We start from the raw sequence: 23,467 nt of genomic DNA on the forward strand, positions 1-23,467 counted from the left end.
TCGTTTCTGGAGACCCTATGACCCTCACTGAAATCCGTGAGCGGGCGATTGCGCCTGCTCTCGCGCTGTTGCCTGCTCGCATGTCCGGCCCGCTGGCCGATCTGATGTTGCTGGCGATCACTCGGCAGGAAGACCCCGACCAGCGCCGCCGGCAATGGCCCACTGGCCCCGCGCGTGGCCTGTGGCAGTTCGAGCGTGGCGGTGGCGTGGCCGGCGTGCTGATTCACACTGCCAGCCGTCAGCATGCGTTGGCTGTCTGCGCCGCTCGCGGCGTCCAGCCCGATGCAGGGGCGGTCCATACGGCGATGGAGCACGACGACATCCTGGCCGCCGCGTTCGCCCGGCTGCTGCTCTGGACCGATCCGGGTCCGCTGCCACCGGCCGGCGAGGTGAGTCGTGCCTGGGAGCTGTACCTCCGCACGTGGCGCCCCGGTGCCTATTCAAACGGTGCGCCTGAGCAGCGTTCGGCGCTGCGGCGGAAATGGTCCATCAACTACGCCATGGCCATGGAGGCAATCAAATGACCTGGCTCGCCCTGGCGCCCTCGTCGGCGCGTCTGGTGGCATTGCTGATCGGCGGAGCCCTCCTGATGGGTATCGGAGCTGGTCTGGTGTGGTGGGGGCTCTCACCCCGTATCGATCGGCAGGCCGATCGCGCGGCTAATGCCGAGCAGCAGCTGTCGGCCGCCCAACAGATGATCGACCTGCAGGGCAACGTCCTGGCCGAGCAGCAACGCCAGCTCGGCGCCATTACGGAGATCGAGCGCGATATGCGCCGCCTTGGCCAAACCATCACCCGCACCGCGGCCGAGCAGTCCGCAGCCATCGAGGAGTTGAGAGCGAATGACCAGATTGTTGCTGAGTGGCTGCGTGGCGCTGTGCCTCCTGCTCTCGGGCGGCTGTACGCGCGCCCCGAAACCACCGACCCAGCCGCCTACCACGGCCCGAGCGGAATGCGCCCTGACCCCGTGCCGCCTGCCGGGTCGCCCGGTACCGATCAGCAATGACGACTTCCGCCGCGCGCTCGATGCCGCCGACTCGGCACTGCTGATGTGTGCAACCCAGGTTCTGGACTGCATTCGCCGGCAGGAGGTGCAGAGAGTCCAGTAAGAAGGAGCGACCGGCTCAAGTGTTCCAGCACCCAAGCCGGCCGCCGAACCCGCAGACCGTCCCTGCAAGTCCAGCCAAGGCTCCCGCCTCGTGCACGAAGCGCGGCGGAGCCTAGCACCTGTTTATCTATACAGTAAAGGCTTGCAACATGACCAACCCCATCATCCCTTGGATGGGCGGCAAGCGCCGCCTGGCCGACCGCCTTATTCCCCTGTTCCCTCCCCATGAGTGCTACGTCGAGGTTTTTGCCGGTGGCGCTGCACTCTTCTTCCTTCGTCCGGTACCTGCTCCTGTCGAGGTGCTGAACGACATCAATGGCGATCTGGTATGTCTCTACCGAGTGGTGAAAAACCACTTGGAGGAGTTCGTTCGTCAGTTCAAATGGGCGCTTTCCAGCCGGCAGATATTTGAGTGGCAGAAGATGACTAGGCCGGAAACGCTGACGGACATCCAGCGCGCCGCCAGGTTCTTCTACCTGCAACACCATGCGTTTGGTGGCAAGGTGTCTGGGCAGACATTCGGGACTGCTACCACTGGCCCGGCCATCAACCTGTTACGCATCGAGGAAAACCTTTCCGCCGCGTGGCAGCGCCTGGCTGGCACATACGTCGAGAATCTGGAGTGGCTTGAGTGCGCCGAGCGGTACGACCGGCCGCACACCTTTCACTATATGGACCCGCCCTATTGGAACACCGAAGGCTACGGCGTGGCCTTTCCCTTCGACGAGTATGTCCGGATGGCTGACTTCATGCGCAGGTGCAAAGGGAAGGTCATGGTCAGCATCAATGACCACCCTGACATTCGGGAGGTATTCACCGGTTTCCAGACGGAACGGTTGGATATCCGGTACAGCAATACCAACCAGCGGCAGGGCAGTGCCGAGGTGACGGGCGAGTTGGTGATCATGAACTGGGAAATGGAGGCATTGGGCGGGCTGTTTTGACTCCTGCCGTTCCAAGCCTCCGGGTGGATGAGAGGCTGCAGGCCGGCAGCCATCATTCGTCAGGATTACATCCTGCTTATCATTTGCAGCAGCCTGACGATCTCTATGCAGAGAGTCAGGAAAAGCTCAAATAGCTTCATTTCCTATCCTCCAGGCGGGCTTCGCCTGTGTGATTGGGTTGCCAGAAAGGTCGGCCCATCCACAAGAGGTGTGCTACAGTCGCATTGAAGCCTGCGGTAGTTGCACTACTCCGTGAAGTCAGTGATGGCGTCTGGTTTCGTCACATGCACCGCTAGCATCAGGGCAGAGAGGCGCACCCTCTCTGCCCTTTTTGTTGCGGCGGCCTTTCTTCCCCCGCCTCCTGTTCAATGATAGTTCGTTCTAGAGAAGCGCAAGGGTAATCAGAGCCGTTCTGGTGTGGGCTAATCTTAGGCAAAGAAAACCCCTGAACACTAATAGTGTTCTCTTTAGCGTGGCTGTTTCATGGGATGGTAAGTGTCCTATTTAGTTAGCGTCAAGTATTAGTTTCTGGTGGGGCGTGGTGTCTCAGAAAAACCACTGAGACGTCACTGGGAGACCACTGGATGCGATGCTTGTGGGTGTTTTGGCCTTTTGTGCTTACGTACTTTTGTACTTTTTTAGTTCGCAGATTTTTTCGTTAAAAATCTTTGTTTGTTTTCCTTTCTGTTGTCTGCTTGTTTTCTTTTTGTTGTTCGTTTGTTTTCTTTTCTGTTGTCGGTTTGTTGTCTGCTGTTTTTCGGTTGTTTTTTCTTCGATTTTTTTCGTTGTTATCTGTATTGTTTTTTTGGCTATATTTTTACGCGCTTTTTTTCATTCGTTTTGCGTCTTCAAATAAACGCGCGCGTGGGAGAGGCATGCAACGCCCGGCGCTGGTGTCGATCGCCCTGGAATGGGGTATGCGTCGCGAGCTGATGAGCAGGTCGTTCACAACTCGGATAGATCACCTCCAGGAGGTGAGTAGACTCGGCCGAGGGGTTGCTAGACTGCGCCTGGGCCACTCAGGGAGGAACCTCATGCCCCTCATCCTCGAGCGCCGGGACGGAACCGGCCTAACTCTCAAATTAGATCCCAAAGCCGACCCGGACGAAGCTCTCCGGCAACTCGCCCGGGGTGGTATCCACGTCAGGGTCTACTCCAAATACGGCGAGCGAATGCGTGTCGTCGTTGATGCGCCACAGGCCATTTCCATTCTGAGAGACGAGCTGGTCGACCGCGAGTAGCGGAAGCCACGTATTTCGCGCGTACAATCGCCCCCGATCATCTGATATGGGGGTAGTTGTCGTGTTGATCATTCGTCTGAAGGCGCGTTGGAGCCTCCACCTGGAGCGAAAGCTGGGCGAGGCCGGCAAGGCCGGCATCTGGGAGTTCCATCGTTCGGAAAGCTCCTACACCACCGATGGCCGCACCACGTTTCGGAATGCTGCGCTTCGGCCAGCCGAGCCGAAAGAGGGGCAGACGGTCGAGGTGTTCATCTGCTCCGACTCGCGAGAGCCGGAGGAACAGTGGCGGGCTGTGGGTGAGGGTGTAGCGCGTTACGAATGATAAGCCCCGCGATGCGGGGCTTTCGGTCACTGCCCTGGGCAGTGTTTGCGGTAGACGCCTCCCGCCACAACCCGGACCCGCGCTACCTGCGCGGGTTGTTGGACGCAGCCGGCGTCACGCAGCGCCAGGCTGCACAGATGCTCGGGATCGGCGAGCGGGTGATGCGTTATTACTTGGCCGATGAGTCGAGCGAGGGCTACCGCGCCGCCCCGTACCCTGTGCAGTTCGCCCTTGAATGCCTGGCGGACTCCACACGCTAATCCGATAGCCAAAAAAGCCCGATGCCTTTGAATTATGGGGCCTCGGGCTTTTTTTATTGCCGCAGAAAAAGTTTATATTAGCCGTCATTAGGGTTGCCCGCCGCGACCCAGAACTCCTGGCGCGCCAATCGCCGTAGCGACAGGCGCGGCTCGCTGCCAGTGGTATCCGTCTCTCCGACAGGGGAGCGCCAGAGTTGAAGGGCCAGCCAGAGCAGATAGGCGCCGCCGGCCAGCTTGATGATCAGGAACAGCGTGGCCGAGGCCTGCAGGACCAGTGCCAGACCGGAGGCGGCGAGGGCGATCATGCCGGCGAATGCCAGCAGGCGGCCGGTTGCGGCCAGGCAGGCTGTGCGCAGGCCCTGGCGGGCGGCGTTGTGCATCGACAGCAGGTTGTTCGGGCCCGGCGCCATGTTGAGGGCGAAACAGGCCGGGATGAACAGCAGCCAGGTGCCGAGTCCCATGGTTACTCCAGTGCGGCGGCGTAGGCGTCCGGCTTGAAGCCGACCAGGGTGCGCTCACCCAGATCCAGAACCGGTCGCTTGATCATCGAGGGTTGGGCCAGCATCAGTTCGATGGCCTTGGCCTGGTCGAGATCGGCCTTCTGCGTGTCGTCCAGCTTGCGGAAGGTGGTTCCGGCACGGTTCAGGATCACTTCCCAGCCATGCTCGACACACCATTTCGCGAGGCTCTCGCGGTCGATACCGACACTCTTGTAGTCGTGGAAGTCGTAGGCGACGCCTTTCTCGTCCAGCCAGCTGCGGGCTTTCTTCATGGTGTCGCACGCTTTGATGCCGTAGAGGCGGATCGCGCTCACGTGATGCTCCGGTTCATCGGTTGGTTGTCGGACAGACCGGCGATTATGCCACGACATTGTGGCATGCGATGGATTCCCGTCCGCGAGGCGTCTGCGCCGCCGCCCGTCGGCGAGCGGTCAAGAAATCCACGTCATTACCGTTACGTCTGATACCACATTCGCCTCGCCGGGGGTTGGTCGGGGCGTTCTTCGTTGGCTTGCACGTTTTACCTGGATGCAAGGTGCGCAAGCCGTGTCCGTAATCGCCAACATGATCGATCTGAGCACCTGGAATCTGACCATTCCCGAGCAAGTCCCTGCCCAAACCATCGAAACCCGCCTGATGAAAGCCGGCTACCGCAGCCCGTATTTCTATCGTTCCGGCAACAGCCTGTTCTTCTGGGCGCCGGTGACCGGCACCACGACGAAGAACAGTGTCTATCCGCGCAGCGAGCTGCGCGAGACCTTTCCCGACGGCAAGCTGCGCAACTGGCTGTACAGCGAAGGCAACCACAGCCTGAAGGCGTCGCTGGCGGTGACCCAGGTGCCGTCCAGCGGCAAGGTGGTGATCGGCCAGGTGCATTCCAAGGACAACCCGACGCCGTACATCAAGCTGCAATACCGCGTCGAGCGCGGCGTCGGCTATGTGAACGTGGAGTTGCGGAATAAACCGGCGGACGCCAAAAGCCCGGTGGTGATGACCTACAAGAGCATGCCGCTGAATACCCGCTTCAACTATTCGATCGACATCTCTCGCAAGGGCGATCTCAAGGTGGCGATCAACGGCCTGACTTATACCGGCAAGGTCGATCCGGCCTGGGCCGGCAAGCGCTTCTATTTCAAGGCGGGCGTCTACACGCTGGATAACGTCGGACCGGCGACCGAAGGGGGCCGCACGGTCTTCCACCAGCTCAGCGCAACCCACACGAAGTGAGGGAGAACCGGGCGCGGCTGCTCGATTGGCCGCGCCCGAACATCAGGCGTGACGCAGGAAGTCGCGGATACGCTCCGCCGCCTCGACACATTCGGCCAGCGGGGCGACCAGGGCCATGCGCACCCGGCCGGCGCCGGGGTTGACCCCCTCCACCTCGCGCGACAGGTAGGAGCCGGGGACCACGGTGACATGCTCGCGGGCGAACAGCTCGCGGGTGAAGGTGGCGTCTTCCATGGGCGTCTTCGGCCATAGGTAGAAGCTGCCGTCCGGCCGCTGCACATCCAGCACCGGCGCGAGGATATCCAGCACGGCATCGAACTTCTCGCGATACAGCGCGCGATTGGCACGTACATGCACCTCGTCGTTCCAGGCGGCGATGCTGGCCAGTTGGGTGTGCACCGGCATCGCACAGCCGTGGTAGGTACGATAGAGCAGGAAGGCCTTGAGAATGTCGGCATCGCCGGCGACGAAACCCGAACGCAGCCCCGGCAGGTTGGAGCGCTTGGACAGGCTGTGGAAGACCACGCAGCGCTTGAAGTCCTGGCGACCCAGGGCGGCACAGGCGCTGAGCAGGCCGGGCGGCGGGTTCTGTTCGTCGAAGTAGAGTTCGCTGTAGCACTCGTCGGCGGCGATCACGAAGTCGTGTTCGTCGGCCAGGGCGATCAGCTTCTTCAAGGTGTCCAGCGGGACCAGCGCACCGGTGGGATTGCCCGGCGAGCAGAGGAAGAGAATCTGGCAACGCTGCCAGACCTCGGCGGGAACCGCGTCGAAGTTCGGGTTGAAGCCGTTTTCCGCCAGGCAGGGCAGGTAGTGGGGCTGGGCGCCGGCGAGCAGCGCCGCACCTTCGTAGATTTGATAGAAGGGGTTGGGGCTGACGACCAGACCGTCGCGGCTGCGGTCGACCACGGCCTGGGTGAAGGCGAACAGGGCCTCGCGGGTGCCGTTCACCGGCAGCACGTGGCGCGCCGCATCCAACCAGCCGGCGGGTACGCCGAAGCGCCGCTCGCACCAGGCGGCGATGGCTTCGCGCAGTGCCGGCAGACCCAGCGTAGTCGGATAGACCGAAAGCATTTCCAGGTTGGCGGCCAGGGCCTCGGCGACGAAGCTCGGCGAGCGATGCTTGGGTTCGCCGATGGACAGCGCGATTGGCTTTTTCTCTGCCGGTGGCTGGGCGCCGGCGAGCAGGGCGCGGAGTTTTTCGAAGGGGTAGGGCTGCAAGGCGTCGAGTGCGGGGTTCATCATTGTTTTCCTGGCCGCGGGCGGCAGCGGCCTGCCGCCGTGGGTATCTGGCTGTTCAAAAATGGATCCGGGTCGGTGCCGACTGGCCGTTGGCCTCGGACAACTGGGCCACGATGGCCTCCTGCAGGCGCATGCACAGGTCCGGGTCGGACAGCGGTTGGTTGTTCGCGTCGGTGACGAAGAATACGTCCTCGACCCGCTCGCCGAGCGTGGCAATCTTCGCGTTCTGCAACGACAGGTCGAAATCGAGGAATATCTTGCCGATCCGTGCCAACAGACCAGGGCGATCCGGCGCGGTAATTTCCAGCACGGTCACCGGGCGCTGGGCGTCGTTGTGGATGGTGACCTGCGGGGCGAAGGCGAAATGCTTGAGCTGGCGCGGCACCCGGCGCTGGATGATCGCCGGGTAGTCGTCGGGATTCTTCAGCGCGTCGATCAGGCCCTCGCGAATCTGTTTGATCCGCGCCGGGTTGTCGCCGATCCGCCCGCCCTCGGTGTCCAGCACGATGTAGGTGTCCAGTGTGAACTGGCTGGTCGAGGTGATGATCCGGGCGTCATGGATGTTCAGGTTGAGCTGGTCCATGGCTGCCACGGTCACGGCGAAGAAATCGTGCTGGTCCGGGGCGTAGATGAAGATCTGGGTAGCGCCTTCGAACTCGCGCTGGGCGGTCTCCTTGATCAGCACCAGCGGGCCGTCGGTGGCCGGGTGCTGGATGATCGCCTCGGTATGCCAGGCCACATCGCCGGCGGTGTGGCGGAGGAAATAGTCGTCGCCGAGCTGCGACCAGAGCTGCTCGGCATCGTCCGGGTCGATGCCGCTGCGTACCAGGATGTCCAGGGCGGCGCTCTGCGTCTGGCGAATCTGCTCTTCGCGGTCCAGCGGGTTTTCCAGGCCACGGCGCAGGGCACGCTTGGTCTCGGTGTAGAGCTGGCGCAGCAGGCTGGCGCGCCAGGAGTTCCACAGGCTCGGGTTGGTGGCGTTGATATCGGCCACGGTGAGCACGTAGAGATAGTCCAGGCGGGTCTGGTCGCCGACCCGTTGGGCGAAGTCGAAGATCACCTGCGGGTCGGAGAGGTCCTTGCGCTGCGCGGTGGTGGACATCACTAGGTGGTTCTGCACCAGCCAGGTGACCAGGCGGGTGTCCCAGGTCGGCAACTGGTGGCGTACGCAAAAGGCCTCGGCGTCCTGGGCGCCCAGCTCGGAGTGGTCGCCGCCGCGGCCCTTGCCGATGTCATGGTAAAGGCCGGCGAGGTAGATCAATTCAGGCTTGGGCAGCTTGTCGATCAGCTTGCTGGCCAGGGGGAATTTCTCCGCCAGCTCCGGCCATTTCAACTTGCGCAGGTGCTTGATCAGGTTGAGGGTGTGCGCATCGACCGTATAGATGTGGAACAGGTCGTGCTGCATCTGGCCGACGATATGGCCGAACTCCGGCAGGTAGCGGCCGAGGATGCCGTAGCGGTTCATCCGCCGCAGGTTGCGGTGGATGCCCTGGGATGACTTGAACAGCTCGATGAACAGGCTGGTGTTGCGGATGTCGGTGCGGAAATCGTCGTCGATCAGGTGGCGATGGTCGCGCAGCAGGCGGATGGTGTCGGCGCGCACTCCCTTGATTTCCGGGTGCTGGGCCATCAGCACGAAGACTTCCAGGATGGCGAAGGGCGTGCGTTTGAAGACTTTCTCGTGGGTCACTTCGATGTAGCCGTCGCGCAGCTGGAAGCGGCTGTTCAGCGGCTGGGCCGGCCCGCTTTCGCCGGCGCGCAGGATAACTTCCTCGAAGTGCTGGTTGATCAGCTCGCTCAGCTCGGCGATGCCCATCACCACGCGGTAGTACTTCTGCATGAAGCGCTCGATGGCGCGCTTGGGGTCGCTGTCGTCGAAACCGAGCAGGCCGGCCACCTTGCGCTGGTGGTCGAACAGCAGGCGGTCTTCGGCCCGCCCGGCGAGCATGTGCAGGGCGTAGCGCACTTTCCAGAGGAATTCCTGGGAGCTGGAGAGCAGGGCGTACTCGCCTTCGGTAAGGAAGCCCTGGCCGACCATGGCGTGCAGGTTGAGCGTGCCGTACTGCCGGCGCGCCACCCAGAGGATGGTCTGGATATCGCGCAGCCCGCCCGGCGAGCCTTTCACGTTCGGCTCGAGGTTGTATTCGGTGTCGTTGTACTTGGCGTGTCGGGCCCGCTGTTCTTCGCGTTTGGCCAGAAAGAAATGCTTGCTCGGCCACATATGGGCGCTGTTGGTAGTCTCGAGCATTGACTGGCGCAGGCGTTCGGGGCCGGCGATGGTGCGGCTTTCCATCAGGTTGGTGATCACCGTCAGGTCGGCGCGGGCCTCTTCGGCGCACTCCGCCACCGAGCGCACGCTCTGGCCGACTTCCAGGCCGATATCCCAGAGCAGGGTGAGGAAACCCTCGATCGGCTCGCGGAAGATTTCGTGGTCGTCGCTTTCCAGCAGGATCAGCAGGTCGATATCGGAGAAGGGATGCAGCTCCCCACGTCCATAGCCGCCGACCGCGACCAGCGAGATATCGGCGTCTTCGCTCCAGTCGAAGCGATCCCAGGCAGCATTGAGAATCTGATCGACGAACCAGGCGCGATCTTCCACCAGACGGCGGATGTCACGTCCGGACTGGAAGCGCGCGTCCAAGACTTCGCGGGCCTGGCGGATCGCCTTCTTGAACGCGGCGATGGGGCTGGACTTCAAGGCCAGTTCCGCCTGGAACTGCCCGCGGTCGAACAACTCGGGATCCACCTGCGGCATGGCGGGCCTTCCTCTTATATGACGCGATGACGGAGCGGCGATCAGGCCGAGGTGCGCGGAATGGTGTCGTCGCTGCGCAGGGTGAAGATCTCGTAGCCGTCGGCGGTCACCAGGATGGTGTGCTCCCACTGCGCGGACAGCTTGCGGTCCTTGGTGATCGCCGTCCAGCCGTCACCCAGCAGGCGGGTTTCCGGGCGGCCCTGGTTGATCATCGGCTCGATGGTGAAGGTCATGCCTTCCTTCAATTCCATGCCGGTGCCGGCACGGCCGTAATGCAGGACTTGCGGCTCTTCGTGGAAGACCTTGCCGATGCCATGCCCGCAGTATTCGCGGACCACGGAGAAACCGTTCTTCTCGGCGTGCTTCTGGATCACTTCGCCGATATCGCCGAGGCGGGTGCCCGGACGGACCAGTTCGATGCCTTTATACATGCACTCTTGGGTTATGCGGCTCAGGCGCTCGGCCCACTCCGGCACCTTGCCGACCATGAACATCTTGCTGGTGTCGCCGTGATAGCCGTCCTTGATCACGGTCACGTCGATGTTCAGCACGTCGCCTTCCTTCAATGCCTTCTCGTTGGGAATGCCATGGCAGACCACGTGGTTGACGGAGGTGCAGATGGACTTGGGGAAACCCTTGTAGTTGAGCGGGGCGGGAATGGCTTTCTGTACGTTGACGATGTAGTCGTGGCAGATGCGGTCCAGTTCCTCGGTGGTGACGCCGGGCTTCACGTGCTCGCCGATCATCTCCAGCACGTCGGCGGCCAGCCGGCCGGCTACGCGCATTTTTTCGATTTCTTCGGGCGTCTTGATGGTGACGGTCATTCGGACTCTCTGGGCGCTCGGGCGCAAGGCAAAAACGGGGAAAACGCGATTCTAGCAGACCGTGCCCTGCCGGCCACCCTGCCTGCCGGCCATCGCTGCGGGTTTCGCCGGGCGGTCTTCTGTGGTATAAAACGCGCCGCTTTACGGGCAGCAGGCCCTGAAGCCTTAACCCACACACGTATCGACACGGTATCCTGGGTGCCCGCGAGGGTTGGATATTGGGATGCGTGGAGGCCTAACCCGACTTACTAAGGAACGATCATGTCCCAAGTCAATATGCGCGATATGCTGAAGGCCGGTGTGCACTTCGGCCACCAGACCCGTTACTGGAACCCGAAAATGGGCAAGTACATTTTCGGCGCGCGCAACAAGATTCACATCATCAACCTGGAAAAGACCCTGCCGATGTTCAACGAAGCCCTGAGCTTCGTTGAGAAGCTGGCTTCCGGCAAGAACAAAATCCTGTTCGTCGGCACCAAGCGTTCCGCTGGCAAGATCGTCCGCGAAGAAGCCGCTCGTTGCGGTTCGCCGTACGTCGACCACCGCTGGCTCGGTGGCATGCTGACCAACTACAAGACCATCCGTGCTTCCATCAAGCGCCTGCGTGAGCTGGAAACCCAGTCCCAGGACGGCACCTTCGCCAAGCTGACCAAGAAAGAAGCCCTGATGCGCACCCGCGATCTGGAAAAGCTGGAGCGCAGCCTGGGTGGTATCAAGGACATGGGCGGTCTGCCGGACGCTCTGTTCGTGATCGACGTCGACCATGAGCGCATCGCCATCAGCGAAGCCAACAAGCTGGGCATTCCGGTCATCGGCGTTGTCGATACCAACAGCAGCCCGGAAGGCGTCGACTACATCATCCCCGGTAACGACGACGCCATTCGCGCCGTTCAGCTGTACCTGGGCGCCGTGGCCGATGCCGTGCTGCGTGGCCGCCAGAACGCCGTCGGTGGTGCTGACGAGTTCGTCGAGGAAGCCCCGAGCGAGGCCGCTGAAGGCTGAGTCAGGAACGCATAGCGTTACCCGGTGCGCAAGAAGGGGGCTAGGCCCCCTTTTTGCCACCTTCGAATCGAACGCCCGGCCTTGCCCGGGTGGATGGTTAACCATTCAAGAGGATTGCGAACATGGCAGAGATTACTGCAGCCCTGGTCAAAGAACTGCGCGAGCGCACCGGTCAAGGCATGATGGAATGCAAGAAGGCCCTGGTCGCCGCTGATGGCGACATCGAGAAGGCCATCGACGATATGCGCGCTTCCGGCGCGATCAAGGCTGCCAAGAAGGCCGGCAACATCGCCGCCGAAGGCTCCATCGCCGTCAAAGTGGCTGCCGACAGCAAGTCCGCCGTGATCATCGAAGTCAACTCCCAGACCGACTTCCTGGCCCTGCAGGATGACTTCAAGGCGTTCGTCGCCGACAGCCTGGAAAAGGCCTTCGCTGAAAAACTGACCGATGCCGCTCCGCTGATCGTCTCCCAAGAATCCGCTCGCGAAGCCCTGGTCGCCAAGTGCGGCGAGAACGTCAACATCCGTCGCCTGACCCGTGTCGAAGGCGATGTCGTGGGTGCCTACCTGCACGGCCACCGCATCGGCGTTCTGGTCGTCCTGAAGGGCGGTAACGCCGAGCTGGCCAAGGAAATCGCCATGCACGTCGCGGCCAGCAACCCGCAATTCCTCAACCCGTCCGAGGTTTCCGCCGAGGCCGTCGAGCGCGAGAAGGGCGTCTTCCTCGCCCTGAACGAGGACAAGATCAAGGGCAAGCCGGCCGACATCGTCGAGAAGATGGTGGCGGGTCGTATCCAGAAGTTCCTGGCCGAGGCCAGCCTGGTCGAGCAGCCGTTCGTGAAGGACCCGGAAATCAAGGTTGGCGAGCTGGCGAAGAAGGCCGGTGCCGAAGTGGTTTCCTTCGTTCGCTACGAAGTGGGTGAAGGCATCGAGAAGGCGGAAGTCGATTTCGCCGCCGAAGTCGCTGCCCAGGTCGCCGCAACCAAGCAGTAAGACGGTTCCGCTGTCGCCCCCGAAGAGGCTGCCCGCTCACGCGCGCGGCCTCTTCGTCAAATGGGCTCCGTCTCCCGTGCCGGTGCTGGAGCGAGGGGCGGTACGAATTCTGGTACCCCGGTACATGCACTCGGGCACCATTGGCGCTGTCAAAGCGCTACAAACACGGGCTCAACGCCCGTCAGCATTCAAACGCCGCAGGAGAGATACGCAATGGCTCAGCAGGTGAGTGGTCGCCAACCTCGCTATAAACGCATTCTGCTCAAACTAAGCGGCGAAGCCTTGATGGGGTCGGAAGAGTTTGGGATCGATCCCAAGGTACTCGACCGCATGGCGCTTGAAGTTGGCCAACTGGTCGGCATCGGCGTTCAGGTCGGCCTGGTCATCGGTGGCGGCAACCTGTTCCGCGGCGCGGCCCTGTCGGCGGCCGGCATGGACCGGGTCACCGGCGATCACATGGGCATGCTCGCCACCGTGATGAACGCCCTGGCCATGCGCGATGCGCTGGAACGCTCGAATATTCCGGCGATCGTCATGTCGGCGATCTCCATGGTCGGCGTCACCGACCACTATGATCGCCGCAAGGCCATCCGCCATCTGAATGGCGGCGACGTGGTGATCTTCTCCGCAGGTACCGGTAACCCGTTCTTCACCACCGATTCGGCGGCCTGCCTGCGCGCCATCGAGATCGATGCGGATGTCGTACTGAAAGCCACCAAGGTGGATGGCGTGTACACTGCCGATCCGTTCAAGGACCCCAATGCGGAGAAGTTTGACCGTCTGACCTATGATGGCGTGCTGGACCGCAAGCTGGGTGTGATGGACCTGACCGCCATCTGTCTGTGTCGCGACCACAAGATGCCGCTGCGGGTCTTCAATATGAATAAGCCAGGTGCCCTGCTGAACATCGTCGTCGGTGGCGCCGAAGGAACCCTGATCGAGGAGTCGAACGAATGATCAACGAGATCAAGAAAGACGCGCAGGAGCGTATGGGCAAGTCCATCGAGGCCCTGGGGCGCCACTTGGCGTCCATCCGTACCGGTCGTGCGCACCCGAGCATCCTGGACAGCGTCAAGGTCCCGGCCTGGGGCAGCGAGATGCCGCTGAATCAGGTGGCCGCGATCACCGTCGAGGACGCCCGCACCCTGAAGATCGTCGCTCACGACAAGAACCTCAGTGCCGCCATCGAGAAGGCCATCCTGACTTCCGACCTGGGCCTGAACCCGTCCAGCGCCGGTACCACTATTCGTGTACCGATGCCTGCCCTGACCGAGGAAACACGCAAGGGCTATACCAAGCAGGCCCGTGCTGTCGCCGAGGAGGCCAAGGTGGCTGTGCGCAATGTGCGCCGTGATGCCCTGGCCGAGCTGAAGAAGCTGTCCAAGGACAAGGAAATCAGCGAAGACGAAGAGCGTCGTGCCGCCGACGAGCTGCAGAAGCTGACCGACAAGTTCGTCGCCGAGGTGGACAAGGCCCTCGAAGCCAAGGAAAAGGACCTGATGGCCGTCTGAGGCCGGGGCTTTTCATGGAAAAGACCAAGTCAGCGGCATCGCCTGCAATACCCCGCCATGTCGCGATCATCATGGATGGCAACAATCGCTGGGCGAAGAAGCGCCTGCTGCCCGGTGTCGCCGGGCACAAGGCAGGCGTGGATGCGGTGCGAGCGGTCATCGAGGTATGCGCGGAGGCGGGTGTCGAAGTCCTGACCCTGTTCGCCTTCTCCAGCGAGAACTGGCAGCGTCCGGCCGACGAGGTCGGCGCGCTAATGGAACTTTTCCTCACGGCTCTGCGCCGCGAAGCGAAGAAGCTGGATGAAAACGACATACGCCTGCGCATCATCGGCGATCGCACCCGGTTCCATCCGGAATTGCAGGCCGCCATGCGCGAGGCTGAGGCCCTGACCGCCGGGCACCAGCGCTTCATCCTGCAGATCGCCGCCAACTATGGCGGGCAATGGGACATCGTGCAGGCGTCGCAGCGCCTGGCGCGGGAAGTCCAGGCCGGGCATCTGCAGCCGGAGGACATCACGGCTGAGCTGCTGCAGGGGTGTCTGGTCACCGGCGATCTGCCGTTGCCGGACCTCTGCATTCGCACGGGCGGTGAACATCGCATCAGCAATTTTCTGCTGTGGCAGCTCGCCTATGCCGAGCTGTATTTCTCCGATCTGTTCTGGCCCGATTTCAAACACGACGCCATGCGCAAGGCGCTGGCCGACTTCGCTACCCGCCAACGCCGCTTCGGCAAGACCAGTGAGCAGGTGGAAGCAGAGGCAAGAGCCTGATGCTGAAACAACGAATCATCACAGCCCTGGTGTTGCTGCCCATCGCCTTGGGCGGCTTCTTCTTCCTCGAAGGTGGCGCGTTCGCGCTTTTCATCGGGGCGGTGGTCAGCCTGGGGGCCTGGGAATGGGCACGGCTGGCTGGGCTCGTCGAGCAATCCCGGCGGATCGCCTATGCGGTCGCGGTCGCAGTCCTGCTCCTGGTGCTCCACCTGTTGCCCATGATGGCACCGTGGGTACTGCTGTTAGGCGTCGCCTGGTGGCTGGTTGCGGTCTGGCTGGTCATGAATTACCCGGACAGCAGCCGTTACTGGGATGGTCCTCCGGGGCGGCTGGCAATCGGTCTGCTGATTCTTCTGCCGGCCTGGCAGGGGTTGGTACTGATCAAGCAATGGCCGCTGGCCAATGGCCTGATCCTGGCGGTGATGGTGCTGATCTGGGGCGCTGACATCGGTGCCTACTTTTCCGGCAAAACCTTCGGCAAGCGCAAACTGGCTCCGAGGGTCAGTCCCGGCAAAAGCTGGGAAGGTCTGATCGGTGGTCTGTTGGCCAGCCTGGCGATCACGCTCGGTGTCGGGCTCTACCGGGGATGGTCCGCCGTCGAGCTGTTGCTGGCGCTGGGTGGTGCGGCGCTGGTGGTGCTGATTTCCGTGGTTGGCGACCTGACCGAAAGCATGTTCAAGCGTCAATCCGGCATGAAGGACAGCAGCAACCTGCTGCCGGGCCATGGCGGGGTGCTCGATCGTATCGACAGCCTGACAGCCGCCATTCCCTTGTTCGCCGTACTGCTCTGGGCGTATGGCTGGGGCTCGCTGTGAGCGAAGTGCAACGGATAACCGTACTGGGGGCCACGGGCTCCATCGGTCTCAGTACGCTCGATGTAATCTCCCGTCATCCCGGACGCTACCAAGTGTTCGCTCTGAGCGGCTTCAGTCGTCTCGCCGAATTGGAGGTCCTGTGCCTGCGTCATCGTCCTCGTTTCGCTGTCGTGGCGGATGAAGACGGTGCCCGCCATTTGCGTGGTGGTCTGTTGGCAGCGGGCCTGGACACCCGTGTACTGGTAGGGGAGGGGGGATTGTGCGAGGTCGCCGCTCACCCGGATGTGGATGTGGTGATGGCGGCAATTGTCGGTGCAGCGGGCCTCAAGCCGACTCTGGCGGCAGTCGAGGCAGGCAAGAAGGTCCTGCTGGCCAACAAGGAAGCGTTGGTGATGTCCGGTGCGCTGTTCATGCAGGCGGTGCGTCGCAGTGGCGCGGTGCTCCTGCCGATCGACAGCGAGCACAATGCCATCTTCCAGTGCCTGCCGAACGACTACTCACGTGGTCTGGGGACGGTCGGTGTGCGCCGGATCCTGCTCACTGCATCCGGTGGCCCGTTCCGCGAAATGCCGCTGGCCGGTTTGAGCGACGTCACGCCGGAGCAGGCGTGCGCTCATCCGAACTGGTCCATGGGACGCAAAATTTCCGTGGATTCGGCCAGCATGATGAACAAGGGGCTCGAGTTGATCGAAGCCTGCTGGTTGTTCGATGCACGACCGGAGCAGGTCGAGGTTGTCATTCATCCGCAAAGCGTCATTCACTCCCTGGTGGACTACGTGGACGGTTCGGTGCTGGCGCAACTGGGTAACCCGGACATGCGCACGCCGATCAGCCATGCCTTGTCCTGGCCCGAACGCATCGATTCGGGGGTCGCGCCGCTGGATTTGTTCAAGGTCGGTCGGCTGGACTTCCAAGAACCGGACGAGTTGCGTTTCCCCTGTCTGCGCCTGGCCCGTCAGGCCGCTCAGGCGGGCGGCACGGCACCGGCGATGCTCAATGCCGCCAATGAGGTAGCGGTGGCAGCCTTTCTCGAACGGCGCATCCGCTTCACCGAGATCGCGAGTATCATCGGGGAAGTGCTGAATCTCGAGCCGGTCGAAACGGTCGAAAGCCTCGACGTCGTCTTGACGGCCGATGCCAGGGCAAGAGCCTTGGCCGAAGAATGGTTGTATCGCCACGGACGCTAGGTCCGGAGGAAATCGATGAGCGCGCTTTACATGATTGTCGGTACCCTGGTCGCGCTCGGGGTGCTGGTCACGTTCCACGAATTCGGCCACTTCTGGGTCGCACGCCGCTGTGGCGTAAAGGTGCTGCGTTTTTCCGTTGGCTTCGGTACGCCCCTGTTGCGTTGGCATGATTGCCATGGCACCGAGTTCGTCGTTGCTGCCATTCCGCTGGGCGGTTACGTCAAGATGCTTGATGAGCGCGAAGGCGATGTGCCGCCCCAGTTGCTCGATCAGGCTTTCAATCGCAAATCCGTGCGCCAGCGCATTGCTATCGTTTCCGCCGGCCCCTTGGCCAACTTCCTCCTGGCTTTATTGTTCTTCTGGCTCCTGGCCATGCTGGGCAGCCAGCAGGTGAAGCCTGTCATCGGCACGGTCGAGGAGGGCAGCCTGGCAGCCGAGGCGGGCTTGCAGGTGGGTGAGGAAATCGTCTCGGTGAACGGCGAGCCGACCCCCGGCTGGGCGGCCGTCAATCTGCAGTTGGTGCGCCGCCTGGGCGAAAGCGGCACCCTCGATGTGCGAGTGCGCGAGCCCGGCAGTACGCAGGAAAGTCCTCGTCAGGTGGTGTTGCACGAATGGCTAAAGGGTGTCGACAGTCCCGATCCCATCGGTTCTCTCGGTATTCGCCCCTGGCGCCCCGCATTGCCTCCGGTCCTGGCGTCGTTCGACGAAAGCGGGCCGGCCAAGGCCGCCGGGCTCAAGGCAGGTGACCGCCTTCTGGCGTTGGATGGCGCGCCGCTGGACGACTGGCAGCAAGTGGTCGATCAGGTCCGGGCCCGTCCCGGCCAGCGCATCGCGCTCAGTGTCGAACGTGCCGGCGAGCGCCTGGAAATACCGCTGACCCTGGCTGCGCGCGGGGAAGAGAAGGCTCGCACCGGCTATCTGGGGGCCGGGGTGCAGGAAGTCGATTGGCCGGAGGACATGCTGCGCGAGGTCAGCTTCGGCCCTGTGGAGGCGGTCGGCGAAGGGCTCAGGCGTACCTGGGTGATGAGTGTCCTGACCCTTGATTCGATGAAGAAAATGCTCTTCGGCGAGCTCTCGGTAAAAAACTTGAGTGGGCCGATAACCATTGCTAAAGTGGCGGGCGCTTCGGCCCAGTCTGGGGTTGGGGATTTTCTCAATTTCCTCGCCTACCTGAGCATAAGTCTGGGGGTTCTCAATCTGTTGCCGATCCCCGTCCTGGATGGGGGGCACCTGTTGTTCTATCTGATCGAGTGGGCGCGGGGTCGTCCCTTGTCGGAGCGGGTGCAGGCATGGGGGGTACAGATCGGTATCAGTCTGGTCATAGGGGTGATGTTGCTCGCCCTGGTCAACGACCTGAGCCGGCTGTAACGCAACGCTGAATTCCGAATCTGCCGCGCTGAGCGGCATTTTCTTTATTATCAGTTGGAATAAAAAAGGACTTCATGAAACGCTTGCTGCTACCTGCGGTGCTTGCCGCACTCATGATTGCCGAGGTTCACGCCGAGTCCTTCACCATCTCCGATATCCGAGTCAATGGTCTGCAGCGGGTCTCCGCCGGCAGCGTATTCGGCGCACTGCCGCTGAACGTGGGCGAGCAGGCGGATGATCGCCGCCTGGTCGAAGCGACGCGGTCGCTGTTCAAGACCGGCTTCTTCCAGGATATCCAGCTCGGTCGCGATGGCGACGTGCTGGTGATCAATGTAGTCGAGCGACCTTCGATTTCCAGCATCGAGATCGAAGGCAACAAGGCGATCAGCACCGAAGACCTGCTCAAGGGCCTCAAGCAATCCGGCCTGGCCGAGGGCGAGATCTTCCAGCGAGCGACCCTCGAAGGGGTGCGCAACGAGCTTCAGCGCCAGTATGTGGCGCAAGGCCGCTACTCGGCGACCATCGAGACCGAAGTCATCCCGCAGCCGCGCAACCGCGTCGCATTGAAGATCGATATCAACGAGGGCTCGGTCGCTGCCATCCAGCACATCAACGTCGTGGGCAACACGGTATTCCCGGACGAAGACCTGATCGACCTGTTCGAGCTGAAGACCACCAACTGGCTGTCGTTCTTCAAGAACGACGACAAGTACGCCCGCGAAAAACTGTCCGGTGACCTGGAGCGTTTGCGTTCCTATTACCTGGACCGCGGCTACATCAACATGGATATCTCTTCCACCCAGGTATCCATTACCCCCGACAAAAAGCACGTGTACATCACCGTCAACGTCGACGAGGGCGAGAAGTACACGGTTCGCGACGTGAAACTGTCCGGTGATCTCAAGGTGCCGGAAGAGGAAGTCAAGGCGCTGCTGCTGGTCAAGGAAGGGCAGGTGTTCTCCCGCAAGGTGATGACCACCACTTCCGAGTTGATCACTCGCCGTCTGGGTAACGAGGGCTACACCTTCGCCAACGTGAACGGCGTTCCCGAAGCCCACGATGAAGACAACACCGTCTCCATCACCTTCGTCGTCGATCCGGGCAAGCGTGCCTACGTCAACCGCATCAACTTCCGTGGCAACACCAAGTCCGAGGACGAAGTGCTGCGCCGCGAAATGCGCCAGATGGAAGGTGGCTGGGCCTCGACCTACCTGATCGACCAGTCCAAGACCCGCCTCGAACGTCTCGGCTTCTTCAAGGAAGTCAACGTCGAGACCCCGCAGGTGCCGGGTACCGACGACCAGATCGACGTCAACTACAGCGTCGAAGAGCAGCCGTCCGGCTCGATCACCGCCAGCGTCGGTTTCGCTCAGAATGCGGGCCTGATCCTGGGCGGTTCGATCAGCCAGAACAACTTCCTGGGTACCGGTAACAAGGTCAGCATCGGTCTGACCCGCAGTGAATACCAGACCCGTTACAACTTCGGCTTCGTCGATCCCTACTGGACGGTCGACGGAGTCAGCCTGGGTTACAACGCCTTCTACCGCACCACCGACTACGACGAGTTGGATGTCGATGTATCCAGCTATGCGGTGGACAGTCTGGGCGGTGGTGTCAGCATCGGCTACCCGATCAGCGAGACATCGCGTCTGACTTTCGGCCTGACGGCCCAGCAGGATGACATCAATACCGGTCGCTACACGGTTGACGAGATCTTCGATTTCATCGAACAGGAAGGCGACAGCTACCTGAACTTCAAGGCGTCCGCCGGCTGGTCCGAGTCCACCTTGAACCGGGGCGTGCTGGCAACCCGTGGCCATTCGCAGAGTCTGGTACTCGAAACTACGGTACCCGGCAGCGACCTGTCGTTCTACAAACTCGACTATCGTGGCCAGTTGTTCACCCCGCTGAGTGACAGTTACACCCTGCGTTTCCACACTGAACTGGGTTATGGCGACAGCTTCGGCTCGACCTCCGAGCTGCCATTCTATGAGCACTACTATGCGGGTGGCTTCAACTCGGTGCGTGGTTTCAAAGACAGCAGTCTGGGGCCGCGTAGTACGCCCAGCGATGGTTCCAATCCCGGTACCCTGAAGGATCCGGACCAGGACCCGTTGCCCTTTGGCGGTAACGTGCTGGTCCAGGGTGGTGTCGAACTGTTGTTCCCGATGCCGTTCGTCAAGGACCAGCGTTCCCTGCGTACCGCACTCTTCTGGGATGTGGGTAATGTGTTCGACACCAACTGCAGTTCCGCACAGAAGAGCCGGAACGAGCCGGGGTGCGATATCGATTACAGCAATCTGGCCAGCTCCGTCGGTGTCGGTCTGACCTGGATCACGGCCCTGGGCCCGCTGAGTTTCAGCCTGGCCATGCCGATCAAGAAGCCGGACGAAGCGGATACCCAGGTCTTCCAGTTTTCCCTGGGCCAGACCTTCTAACAGCAATCCAACAGGTTTTAGCAGGAGTGCATTGTGCGTAAGTTGACTCAATTGGTTCTGTTCAGCGCTGTCCTGCTGGCAACTCCGGCTTTCGCCGAAATGAAGATTGCCGTGCTGAACTATCAGATGGCCTTGCTCGAGTCCGATGCGGCGAAGAAGTACGCCGTGGATGCGGAGAAGAAGTTCGGCCCGCAGTTGACCAAGCTGAAGACGCTGGAAAGCGACGCCAAGCGCATCCAGGATCGCCTCGTCAAAGAGGGCGAGAAGATGCAGCAGGCCGAGCGCGAGCGCCTCGAGCTGGAATTCAAGCAGAAAGCCCGTGACTTCCAGTTCCAGTCCAAGGAGCTGAACGAAGCCAAGGCCATCGCCGATCGTGACATGCTCAAGCAGCTCAAGCCGAAGCTGGACCAGGCCGTGGAAGAGGTCATCAAGAAAGGTGGCTTCGATCTGGTTTTCGAGCGCGGTGCGGTGATTGATGTCAAACCCCAGTTCGACATCACCCGCCAGGTCATCGAGCGCATGAATCAGCTGCGCTGATCATGACAGCTATCGTGTTTACCCTCGGCGATCTGGCCGAGCGTCTCGGTGCCACCCTGCGTGGCGCTGCGGACAAGCCGATCAGCGGGCTGGCTACCTTGCAAGAGGCTGGCCCCGGAGAGCTGAGTTTCCTCGCCAACCCGCAATACCGGAAGTACCTCGCACAGACCCAGGCCGCAGCTCTGCTGCTCACGCCGGCCGACGCGGATGGCTATGAGGGCGATGCACTTCTGGTGGCCAATCCTTATCTGGCCTATGCCCAGCTTTCCCATCTGTTCGATCGCAAACCGCAGGCAGTACCCGGTGTTCATCCGACGGCGGTGGTCGCCGCCGATGCGCTGGTGGATGCCAGCGCCAGCATTGGCGCCTACGCCGTCATCGAAGCGGGTGCTCGGATCGCTGCCGGCGTCACGGTGGGTGCTCACTGCTTCGTTGGCGCGCGTAGCGAGATCGGTGAAGGTGGTTGGCTGGCTCCGCGAGTGACGCTGTACCACGACGTACGCATCGGCAAGCGGGTGGTAATCCAGTCCGGCGCGGTGATCGGTGGCGAAGGCTTCGGTTTCGCCAATGAAAAAGGCATCTGGCAGAAGATCGCTCAGATCGGCGGGGTCACCATCGGCGATGACGTCGAGATCGGCGCCAACACCACCATCGATCGGGGCGCGCTGGCGGATACCCGCATCGGCGATGGCGTGAAGCTGGACAACCAGATCATGATCGCGCACAACGTGCAGGTCGGCGATCACACCGCGATGGCCGCCTGCGTGGGGATTTCCGGCAGCACCAAGATCGGCAGGCATTGCATGATCGCGGGCGGTGTCGGTATGGTCGGCCACATCGAGGTCTGCGATAACGTGTTCGTGACCGGAATGACCATGGTCACCCGCTCGATCAGCGAGCCGGGGGCCTATTCTTCGGGGACTGCTATGCAGCCGGCGGCCGAATGGAAGAAGAGCGTGGCGCGGATTCGTCAGTTGGATGACATGGCCCGCCGCCTGCAGCAACTGGAAAAGCAACTGGCTGCCGTGACCTCGGGCAGGGATACATCATCTGATGCCTGATTCCTTTTCCATATCGACCGTACCCGGTCGCTAGTGATTTTTCGAACGAACTTGCGCTGCGCGCGGCCATGGCACGTACGGTTGATCTGAAAACGGAATGACTGCGCTCGATGGCGCGCTTCACTTTTCTATAACAGGCTTCCCCGGAACATGATGGACATCAACGAGATTCGCGAATACCTGCCGCATCGCTACCCCTTCCTGCTGGTTGATCGGGTGGCTGAGCTGGATATCGAAGGCAAGCGCATTCGCGCCTACAAGAATGTCAGCATCAACGAGCCGTTCTTCAACGGGCACTTTCCCCAGCATCCGATCATGCCGGGCGTGCTCATCATCGAAGCCATGGCCCAGGCTGCCGGTATCCTCGGCTTCAAGATGCTCGATGTGAAGCCGGCGGACGGCACCCTCTATTACTTCGTCGGTTCCGACAAGCTGCGCTTCCGCTCGCCGGTGATGCCGGGCGACCAACTGATCCTCGAAGCCCGCTTCCTCAGCGTGAAGCGCGGCATCTGGAAGTTCGATTGCCAGGCGAGCGTGGACGGCAAGGAAGTCTGCTCGGCTGAAATCATCTGTGCGGAACGCAAGCTATGAGTTTGATTGACCCTCGCGCGATCATCGATCCCTCGGCCAGGCTGGCAGACGACGTACAGGTCGGTCCCTGGTCTATCGTCGGGCCCGATGTGGAAATTGGCGAGGGTACGGTGGTCGGTCCCCATGTGGTCATCAAGGGGCCGACCCGGATCGGCAAGCACAATCGCATCTACCAGTTTTCCTCGGTAGGTGAGGACACCCCCGATCTGAAATACAAAGGTGAGCCGACGCGTCTGGTGATCGGCGATCACAATGTGATCCGCGAGGGTGTGACCATCCATCGCGGCACCGTGCAGGACCGTTCGGAAACCACCATTGGCGATCACAACCTGCTGATGGCCTATGTGCATATCGGCCACGACAGTGTGATCGGCAATCACTGCATCCTGGTCAACAACACCGCCCTGGCTGGCCATGTTCACATGGATGATTGGGCGATCCTGTCCGGCTTCACCCTGGTGCATCAGTTCTGCCGAATCGGTGCCCATAGCTTTTCCGGCATGGGTACTGCCATCGGTAAGGACGTGCCGGCGTATGTCACCGTCTTCGGCAACCCGGCGGAAGCGCGCAGCATGAACTTCGAAGGCATGCGCCGGCGCGGTTTCAGTGCGGAGGCGATCCAGGCGCTGCGTCGTGCCTACAAGGTGGTCTATCGCCAAGGGCTGACGGTGGAGCAGGCCCTGGAAGAGCTGGCCGAAACGGCTGCACAATTCCCGGAAGTCGCCGTCTTCCGCGACTCCATCCAGTCCTCGACCCGCGGCATCACGCGCTGAAC

Annotated in this window: 24 protein-coding genes and 3 pseudogenes; 22 read left to right on the forward strand and 5 right to left on the reverse strand. The window is 61.7% G+C overall.

Annotated features, from left to right (window positions below):
* Positions 1 to 17: 17 nt before the first annotated feature.
* From PIN01S_RS16390 to PIN01S_RS16415, 8 genes and pseudogenes are all read left to right on the forward strand, one after another.
* Positions 18 to 524, forward strand: a complete 507-nt coding sequence (locus PIN01S_RS16390) for a hypothetical protein (protein WP_084336951.1) — start codon at positions 18 to 20, stop codon at positions 522 to 524.
* Positions 521 to 1,006: a PilN family protein gene (locus PIN01S_RS27160; RefSeq protein ID WP_244505929.1), complete on the forward strand. Its 486-nt coding sequence runs from the start codon at positions 521 to 523 to the stop codon at positions 1,004 to 1,006. The genes PIN01S_RS16390 and PIN01S_RS27160 overlap by 4 nt, the downstream gene beginning before the upstream one ends.
* A pseudogene (gene lysC / locus PIN01S_RS27465) lies at positions 918 to 1,109 on the forward strand (Rz1-like lysis system protein LysC); the annotation flags it as partial. The gene PIN01S_RS27160 and the pseudogene lysC, both read left to right, overlap by 89 nt.
* Positions 1,110 to 1,257: 148 nt before the next feature.
* Positions 1,258 to 2,052, forward strand: a complete 795-nt coding sequence (locus PIN01S_RS16400; RefSeq protein WP_084336953.1) for a DNA adenine methylase — start codon at positions 1,258 to 1,260, stop codon at positions 2,050 to 2,052.
* A gap of 866 nt (positions 2,053 to 2,918) precedes the next feature.
* Positions 2,919 to 3,029 (forward strand): annotated as a pseudogene (locus tag PIN01S_RS27165) (DUF4113 domain-containing protein); the annotation flags it as partial.
* 57 nt (positions 3,030 to 3,086) lie between these two features.
* Positions 3,087 to 3,293 (forward strand): carbon storage regulator, encoded by a 207-nt coding sequence (locus PIN01S_RS26780; RefSeq protein WP_169715841.1) that lies wholly within the window; start codon positions 3,087 to 3,089, stop codon positions 3,291 to 3,293.
* A gap of 61 nt (positions 3,294 to 3,354) precedes the next feature.
* Positions 3,355 to 3,615: a hypothetical protein gene (locus tag PIN01S_RS16410; RefSeq protein WP_084337051.1), complete on the forward strand. Its 261-nt coding sequence runs from the start codon at positions 3,355 to 3,357 to the stop codon at positions 3,613 to 3,615.
* Between the two features lie 41 nt (positions 3,616 to 3,656).
* The gene (locus PIN01S_RS16415; RefSeq protein WP_244505930.1) at positions 3,657 to 3,875 is read left to right on the forward strand and encodes a hypothetical protein; all 219 of its coding nucleotides are present in this window, start codon (positions 3,657 to 3,659) and stop codon (positions 3,873 to 3,875) included.
* 89 nt (positions 3,876 to 3,964) lie between these two features.
* On the opposite strand, the pseudogene PIN01S_RS16420 reads toward PIN01S_RS16415, so the two are convergent.
* Positions 3,965 to 4,336: pseudogene (locus PIN01S_RS16420) on the reverse strand (LysE family translocator); the annotation flags it as partial.
* A gap of 2 nt (positions 4,337 to 4,338) precedes the next feature.
* The gene (locus tag PIN01S_RS16425; protein ID WP_280141657.1) at positions 4,339 to 4,680 is read right to left on the reverse strand and encodes an ArsC family reductase; all 342 of its coding nucleotides are present in this window, start codon (positions 4,678 to 4,680) and stop codon (positions 4,339 to 4,341) included.
* A gap of 241 nt (positions 4,681 to 4,921) precedes the next feature.
* Here PIN01S_RS16425 and PIN01S_RS16430 point away from each other — a divergent pair, with 241 nt between their 5' ends.
* Positions 4,922 to 5,602: a polysaccharide lyase family 7 protein gene (locus PIN01S_RS16430; protein ID WP_244505931.1), complete on the forward strand. Its 681-nt coding sequence runs from the start codon at positions 4,922 to 4,924 to the stop codon at positions 5,600 to 5,602.
* A gap of 42 nt (positions 5,603 to 5,644) precedes the next feature.
* On the opposite strand, the gene dapC is transcribed toward PIN01S_RS16430, so the two are convergent.
* Genes dapC through map form a run of 3 tightly spaced genes read right to left on the reverse strand, consistent with a single transcriptional unit; the run spans position 5,645 to position 10,420 of the window.
* Positions 5,645 to 6,841 carry a succinyldiaminopimelate transaminase gene (gene dapC, locus PIN01S_RS16435; RefSeq protein WP_084336963.1) on the reverse strand — a complete coding sequence of 399 codons (1,197 nt, stop codon included), beginning with the start codon at positions 6,839 to 6,841 and terminating at the stop codon, positions 5,645 to 5,647.
* Between the two features lie 55 nt (positions 6,842 to 6,896).
* Positions 6,897 to 9,596 carry a [protein-PII] uridylyltransferase gene (locus tag PIN01S_RS16440; RefSeq protein WP_084336965.1) on the reverse strand — a complete coding sequence of 900 codons (2,700 nt, stop codon included), beginning with the start codon at positions 9,594 to 9,596 and terminating at the stop codon, positions 6,897 to 6,899.
* Positions 9,597 to 9,637: 41 nt separating this feature from the next.
* Complete coding sequence (gene map, locus PIN01S_RS16445; protein WP_084336967.1) at positions 9,638 to 10,420, reverse strand: type I methionyl aminopeptidase; 783 nt, start codon at positions 10,418 to 10,420, stop codon at positions 9,638 to 9,640.
* Between the two features lie 261 nt (positions 10,421 to 10,681).
* Between map and rpsB the strand changes: the two genes are divergently transcribed.
* From rpsB to lpxA, 13 genes are all read left to right on the forward strand, one after another.
* Positions 10,682 to 11,422, forward strand: coding sequence for a 30S ribosomal protein S2 (rpsB, locus tag PIN01S_RS16450; RefSeq protein ID WP_084336969.1), 741 nt, complete (start codon positions 10,682 to 10,684; stop codon positions 11,420 to 11,422).
* 122 nt (positions 11,423 to 11,544) lie between these two features.
* Entirely contained in the window at positions 11,545 to 12,414 is an 870-nt protein-coding gene (tsf, locus tag PIN01S_RS16455) for a translation elongation factor Ts (RefSeq protein ID WP_084336971.1), read from the forward strand.
* Between the two features lie 213 nt (positions 12,415 to 12,627).
* Positions 12,628 to 13,371, forward strand: coding sequence for a UMP kinase (gene pyrH, locus PIN01S_RS16460; protein WP_084336973.1), 744 nt, complete (start codon positions 12,628 to 12,630; stop codon positions 13,369 to 13,371).
* A complete protein-coding gene (gene frr, locus PIN01S_RS16465) occupies positions 13,368 to 13,925 on the forward strand; it encodes a ribosome recycling factor (RefSeq protein ID WP_084336975.1) in 558 nt (185 codons plus the stop codon). The genes pyrH and frr overlap by 4 nt, the downstream gene beginning before the upstream one ends.
* 14 nt (positions 13,926 to 13,939) lie before the next feature.
* Complete coding sequence (uppS, locus tag PIN01S_RS16470; RefSeq protein ID WP_084336977.1) at positions 13,940 to 14,695, forward strand: polyprenyl diphosphate synthase; 756 nt, start codon at positions 13,940 to 13,942, stop codon at positions 14,693 to 14,695.
* Positions 14,695 to 15,510, forward strand: coding sequence for a phosphatidate cytidylyltransferase (locus PIN01S_RS16475; RefSeq protein WP_084336979.1), 816 nt, complete (start codon positions 14,695 to 14,697; stop codon positions 15,508 to 15,510). Before uppS ends, PIN01S_RS16475 begins: the two co-directional genes overlap by 1 nt.
* Positions 15,507 to 16,697: a 1-deoxy-D-xylulose-5-phosphate reductoisomerase gene (gene ispC / locus PIN01S_RS16480; protein ID WP_084336981.1), complete on the forward strand. Its 1,191-nt coding sequence runs from the start codon at positions 15,507 to 15,509 to the stop codon at positions 16,695 to 16,697. Before PIN01S_RS16475 ends, ispC begins: the two co-directional genes overlap by 4 nt.
* A gap of 15 nt (positions 16,698 to 16,712) precedes the next feature.
* Entirely contained in the window at positions 16,713 to 18,065 is a 1,353-nt protein-coding gene (gene rseP / locus PIN01S_RS16485) for a sigma E protease regulator RseP (protein ID WP_084336983.1), read from the forward strand.
* 74 nt (positions 18,066 to 18,139) lie between these two features.
* Positions 18,140 to 20,503, forward strand: a complete 2,364-nt coding sequence (bamA, locus tag PIN01S_RS16490; RefSeq protein ID WP_084336985.1) for an outer membrane protein assembly factor BamA — start codon at positions 18,140 to 18,142, stop codon at positions 20,501 to 20,503.
* A gap of 33 nt (positions 20,504 to 20,536) precedes the next feature.
* Entirely contained in the window at positions 20,537 to 21,040 is a 504-nt protein-coding gene (locus tag PIN01S_RS16495; protein ID WP_084336987.1) for an OmpH/Skp family outer membrane protein, read from the forward strand.
* A gap of 2 nt (positions 21,041 to 21,042) precedes the next feature.
* Positions 21,043 to 22,101, forward strand: coding sequence for a UDP-3-O-(3-hydroxymyristoyl)glucosamine N-acyltransferase (lpxD, locus tag PIN01S_RS16500; protein WP_084336989.1), 1,059 nt, complete (start codon positions 21,043 to 21,045; stop codon positions 22,099 to 22,101).
* Positions 22,102 to 22,251: 150 nt separating this feature from the next.
* Complete coding sequence (gene fabZ / locus PIN01S_RS16505) at positions 22,252 to 22,692, forward strand: 3-hydroxyacyl-ACP dehydratase FabZ (protein WP_084336991.1); 441 nt, start codon at positions 22,252 to 22,254, stop codon at positions 22,690 to 22,692.
* The gene (gene lpxA, locus PIN01S_RS16510) at positions 22,689 to 23,465 is read left to right on the forward strand and encodes an acyl-ACP--UDP-N-acetylglucosamine O-acyltransferase (protein ID WP_084336993.1); all 777 of its coding nucleotides are present in this window, start codon (positions 22,689 to 22,691) and stop codon (positions 23,463 to 23,465) included. Before fabZ ends, lpxA begins: the two co-directional genes overlap by 4 nt.
* Positions 23,466 to 23,467: the final 2 nt, after the last annotated feature.

It is taken from the genome of Pseudomonas indica NBRC 103045 (assembly GCF_002091635.1).
Taxonomy (GTDB): Bacteria; Pseudomonadota; Gammaproteobacteria; order Pseudomonadales; family Pseudomonadaceae; genus Pseudomonas_M; species Pseudomonas_M indica.